Source organism: Rhodococcus sp. NPDC076796 (assembly GCF_040702765.1).
GTDB lineage: Bacteria > Actinomycetota > Actinomycetes > Mycobacteriales > Mycobacteriaceae > Rhodococcoides.
The window spans coordinates 1-4,752 of record NZ_JBFBMS010000028.1 but is presented as its reverse complement, the minus strand read 5'-3'; the positions used below and the strand labels follow the sequence as shown (position 1 = coordinate 4,752).

The following is a 4,752-nucleotide window of genomic DNA, read 5'->3' as shown; positions in this document are numbered from 1 at the left end:
TTACCGGTAACGCAACGTATTAGATGGCGACGAGTTCGGGCTGGATGCCGGGCCTGCGTGTACGCGAGCTGCGAGAATCTGTGAGCCTGGCGCGTGCCCACCGTGTGCCCACCTGCGTGTCACGGTGATGTTCGTTGTGTAACGCAATCAGTTGTAGCGCAACAGTTTTCAAGTCATTTAGGTCGGCTGGTGCGCCCACAGGTTGCCCGCAGCTTGTGACATTTTCTCTGCTACCGATGCGAGATCGTCGTCGAAGAGCTCGGCGTAGACGTCGAGGGTCATAGCTGCGGATGCATGTCCCAGCATCCGCTGTACTGCTTTGACGTTGGCTCCCGCGCTGATCGCCAAGGAGGCGGCTGTATGTCGCAGTGCATGCGCGGACACCGTCGGAAACAATGTCGGGCCGCAACCGTCGTTGTTGTCGAGCTTCGCAGCGTGCTGGCATCGGTGAACTGCCCCGCTGAGCCATGAATCATGCGAGGAGGGCGGGCCGAGATAGCCGCCGCTGCGTGACGGCCAGACAATCGCATCGGGTGCTCGTCCCGCGCAGGTCTTGTGCAGTGCTGCGGCGACGAAGTCAGGAAGTGGCACAACTCGGGCACTGTGTCCCTTGAGGGTGCCGAGGATCATGGAACTGCCGACCTGTACTGCGTTTCTGTGCGCGCGTACCCGTGATCGTTCGAAGTCGATGTCTTCGACGTGGAGGCCGGCGGCTTCTCCCCACCGGAGGCCGGTATAGGCGAGCAGAAGCACGAGCGATTCGTAGCGGCCGGCCTCGTGGGCGAGCATGTGCACTTGACGGTGCGTGAGGTAGACCTTCCGACGTTCTCGTCTGCGAGGGAGTTTGACCCCGCGGGCGGGATTTGTCGCCAGCAGGTGGTCTCGTACTGCATCGTCGAGGATTCGGCTCAGGACACCGTGTGCGGTGACCACGATGGTGCGTTTACGCGAGTGGGTGAGTTCGGCGATCCAGTCTTGGACCTGCGTGTGTCGAATGCTATCGATCCGCACGTTGCCCCACCGCGGTTCTACCTGTACGCGCCAGGCGCTTTCGAGTGACCGGATGGAACTGGGTTTCATATGCGCGTGTTGGCGCCGTAGCCAGGGTGGTCCAAGGGTTGAGAGCAGTATCCGTCCGCTCGACGGTGCTACGTAGTGCCCAGAGTGAATCGCCACCTGCAGCGAATCGGCGTAGGTCTGTGCGGCCTTGAGTGTTGCGAAGCCGCGCTTGTCGGTCTGCTGGCCGGTGGGAAGCCGGTAGCGCACGCGGTATCTGTTTCCCCGCGCCGTCGAGTAACGCCCGATCGAAGCCATTGTTCATGGTGGCACGTCAGTACAGCCCGTGCCCGGCGTGCTGCACAGCGCGGCCGTAAAACTTTGTGCCCCTAGTCGGGATCGAACCGACACTGAACGGATTTTAAGTCCGTCGCCTCTGCCAATTGGGCTATAGGGGCCAGCTCCGTTGAGAGCTGATCCTAGAGCAGACAGCTACCGCGTCGGATCACACCTCTGCTGCAGCGGTAGGCGGGCAGTGACTGCCATTTCCTGACTCTGCGAGCTTCGTAGTTTGAAGTCATCGACCACCAGCGCGTGTCGATGCGTACCGCGACCAGTCGGACCCAGCTCGTTCGGCATGGTGCATCGCGGTTATGGCGCTGATTCCGAGCGCATCGGCGAGCACTTGTGGTGGTGCTTCGCGGACGAGTTGCTGCCAGGTGCTGTTGCGAACGGCGCGGCTCGGGATGCAGGCGTGGCGGAGTGCATCGATGACGGTCTGCCTGTTGAGATGCTCGCCGGGCATCGCGCCGGGGAACAACCACCTCGAGGCCGCGTTGCTGGCGGTACTGGTGTTGGGTCTGTTCGTCAGATGATCGCGCAGTAGGTGCGAGATGGGTTCCGGTAGGTCGACCCAGGTATCGGCCAGCTTGACGCTGACAGCACTGATTGTGGCTCGGACGTCGTCCATGGTCAGGGCCACGATGCGTGTGATCGATTGGCCGTAGAGGGTGAGTAGGCATCCTGCGATGCGGTGGACGGCGGGCAGGTCGTCGTGCAACAACAAGGCGCGGATGATGTGCAGGCGCTCGTCTTCACCTACCAGCTCGTATTTGCCCGTTGTGTGGCGGGGAATCGATAGCTGGGGTGTGAGCTTGTTCGAGCGTGCCCAGTAGAGGAATCGTTCCGCGTGCTGGCGGGTGGAGGGGCCGGATGCGTACCAGGCGTCGACGTCGTGCTGACTGCAGTCGGCCAGGGCAGTCCCACGCTCGTTCAGCCAGTTGAGGAACGAAATCGCCACTGTTGTCGATTGTTTCGCTCGCAGGAACGGCCCGGTACTTACTGGATCTGTCGCAGCGTGTTCGCGTAATTTCCGGAGATGGTGCCACCGGCCGAACCGTTCGATGATCTTCCTAGAGTCGTCGTCGACGGTAGTTGTGAGTTTGCGGTGAAGCCATTGTTCGTAGGTGGCGAGCAGTCGGTCCCGCGGGGGTAGAACGGAGTGTTCGACCATCAATGCTCGGAGGTACTCCACGGTGCGTGTGCGGGGTAGAGCGTCGAGGGCATCGTGTGTCGGATCCACCGACCCGTCTCCCAGTGCGCCGAGCAGTTCCCGGACTTTGGGGTTCGCACGAATCCAAGTGACGCCACTGTTCGCCCTGGGCATCGCGACGATGGCGGTTGCCAGCGGCTCCAGCGACTCGTGGACGACTCCGTCCGGGCCGGAGAGTAGGTCGCGGACGATGTCATCGAGCAGGCATCGCCAGCATGTGTTGGCTTTCGCGAGCCAGGTCTCGGTCTCGCACCGGTTGCACGTCAGATCCAACGGTAATCCGCTGCAGCGCAGGCATAGTGGCATGTGGTCGTCGTCCAGGCCGGGGACCATTCCGATGTGCCCGCACGCCGTGCATGTGCCTTCGGTGCGTTTGGCTGTTTGGTAGCAGTAGGTGCAGACCGGACCCTCGGGCCAGTGTGCGGCTGTGGGGTAGTGGTCCTTGCACCGTGCACACGGGTGATGCTTGTCGGGATCCGGTGTTTGGCTGCGCCGGCGGGGTTTACGAGTGGCGCTCACGAATCAGGATCCGTGATGCGGGCCCGTTCGGGTCGAAGATCGGGATTCAGGCTGGTCACGTTCCGCGCAGGCGTGTCGCCGCCGGCGGCCTTGGCTCCGCGGGTGCTGACGGCTTCGGGTGTGATCAGGTCGTTGGGTGTGCAGTCGAAGATGTCGCACAGCGCGACAAGCACTTTCATGGACAAACGTTCGGGTTTGTCGGTGACGAGCCGGTAGATCTGTGCCGCGGACAGGTCGATGCCGCGCTCGCGCAGCAGCGGTGCCAGTTGGGTGGTCTTCCACATGTCGTGGGCGGCCATCTGTTGGCGAAGCTTCCAGTGGAAGTCGAGTTGGCGTCTGCGGGTCATGTGCCGGCTCCGGGATCGGGCAGTGCGAGTGCTCGCTCGATGCTGTTGTCGAGGACGGTACGCAGTGTGCGGGTGCGGAAGTCGGAGGAGACCGAGGTGTAGAGGGCGGTGGTCGATGCGTGGGAGTGACCGACCTGCTGTTGGACGAAGAGTGGGTCGTACCCGTCTTCGATCAGGTGGGTGACGTACGAATGTCTCAGGCAGTGCAGGGTCAGCTCGTCGGGTAGACCGAGAGCACGGCGGTATTCGGCGAAGCGTGCACCCAATTTCTCTTTCGACACCCGCGGGGATCGTTCGCTGGGCCACAGCGCGATGGAGTGGGGCGTGCGGGTGTTCAGGTCGTGGCAGTGCTCGATCCACTGCGACATCACCCGCACAGACCACGGGAAGACAGTGAGGACGCTGCGGCGCTTCGGTGTGCCTCCCTTGTTGGCTTTACCCCAGCGCACATAGAGGACTCCGTGGCCACCGAACTCGGCCGCGTGTGGGTTGGTGCCGAAGTCGGTCGTGTCGAGCATCGCAAGTTCTTGTCGTCGAAGTCCCCAGGCGTAGGCAGTCTTCATCGCGGTCGCATCACGCATCGCGGCGAGCCAGCCCTTGTGACCGCTGTGACGAGCGATTTGGACCTGGTCGTCGGCGTAGTCGAATAGGTCCTGCAGCTCGGCTTTGGTCAGTGCACGCCGCGCTGGCCGGCCCTCGTAGTCGCCGGAGTGCGTGGCGGTGTTCCATTCGAAGCAGACTTGCGCTGGATGGGTACCGAACAGGTTCTCGCACACTGCAGTCCATTGATAGCGCGGATCTGCGGCGTAGTCGCAGAACAGTCGGAGCGCGTTCTGGTAGGAGCGCAGAGTGGACTTCGCGCGGCCCTCACCGCGGAGGTCTGCGAAGTACTCGTCGACGTCCATCGGCCGCCAGTGCCAGGGGAAGCTGTTGGTGAATCGTTGGAAGCGGTGCACGAGTTCTAGTCGGATCTTGATGGTCCCCGTCGCGAGATTCCGGCTGAGCTGTTGATCGCGCCATCCGGCCATCATGGCGGCGAAGACCTGCTCGTCTGGCCGCAGCAGCGGCGAGGTGCCGGCCAGGAACAACTCGGGCGCACCACCGGGGACGTTCCACCGCTCGACCACACGACCACCCCTCGCCTCGGAAACCGTGCGCGAATCATGCATCAAATGATCGATTTATGTCAATATCGCAGGTCAAGTAGGCTGCCCGGAGCCGGCTTGATACCGTTGTGACTAGTTCGGCCTGGCACCGACGACAGGACGGCACTGCATGTCAAAGGTCTAATACGCGTACGGCGACGAGTTATTGCATCAGATGAAATTGGTCATATTT

At 62.4% G+C, this 4,752-nt stretch carries 4 protein-coding genes and 1 tRNA gene; all 5 read right to left on the bottom strand.

Translation table 11 applies throughout. The features are described 5' to 3' along the window. Window positions 1-177: 177 nt before the first annotated feature. The gene (locus AB0366_RS26975; RefSeq protein WP_366246611.1) at window positions 178-1,011 is read right to left on the bottom strand and encodes a site-specific integrase; all 834 of its coding nucleotides are present in this window, start codon (window positions 1,009-1,011) and stop codon (window positions 178-180) included. Between the two features lie 369 nt (window positions 1,012-1,380). Beyond that, window positions 1,381-1,454: transfer RNA gene (locus tag AB0366_RS26970), tRNA-Leu, on the bottom strand. 119 nt (window positions 1,455-1,573) lie between these two features. After that, on the bottom strand, window positions 1,574-3,067 hold the full coding sequence (locus AB0366_RS26965; RefSeq protein WP_366246610.1) for a Fis family transcriptional regulator: 1,494 nt from the start codon (window positions 3,065-3,067) through the stop codon (window positions 1,574-1,576). Continuing rightward, the gene (locus tag AB0366_RS26960) at window positions 3,064-3,414 is read right to left on the bottom strand and encodes a helix-turn-helix transcriptional regulator (RefSeq protein ID WP_366246609.1); all 351 of its coding nucleotides are present in this window, start codon (window positions 3,412-3,414) and stop codon (window positions 3,064-3,066) included. Before AB0366_RS26960 ends, AB0366_RS26965 begins: the two co-directional genes overlap by 4 nt. Next, window positions 3,411-4,445, bottom strand: coding sequence for a site-specific integrase (locus tag AB0366_RS26955; protein WP_366246612.1), 1,035 nt, complete (start codon window positions 4,443-4,445; stop codon window positions 3,411-3,413). The genes AB0366_RS26960 and AB0366_RS26955 overlap by 4 nt, the downstream gene beginning before the upstream one ends. Between the last annotated feature and the right edge of the window lie 307 nt (window positions 4,446-4,752).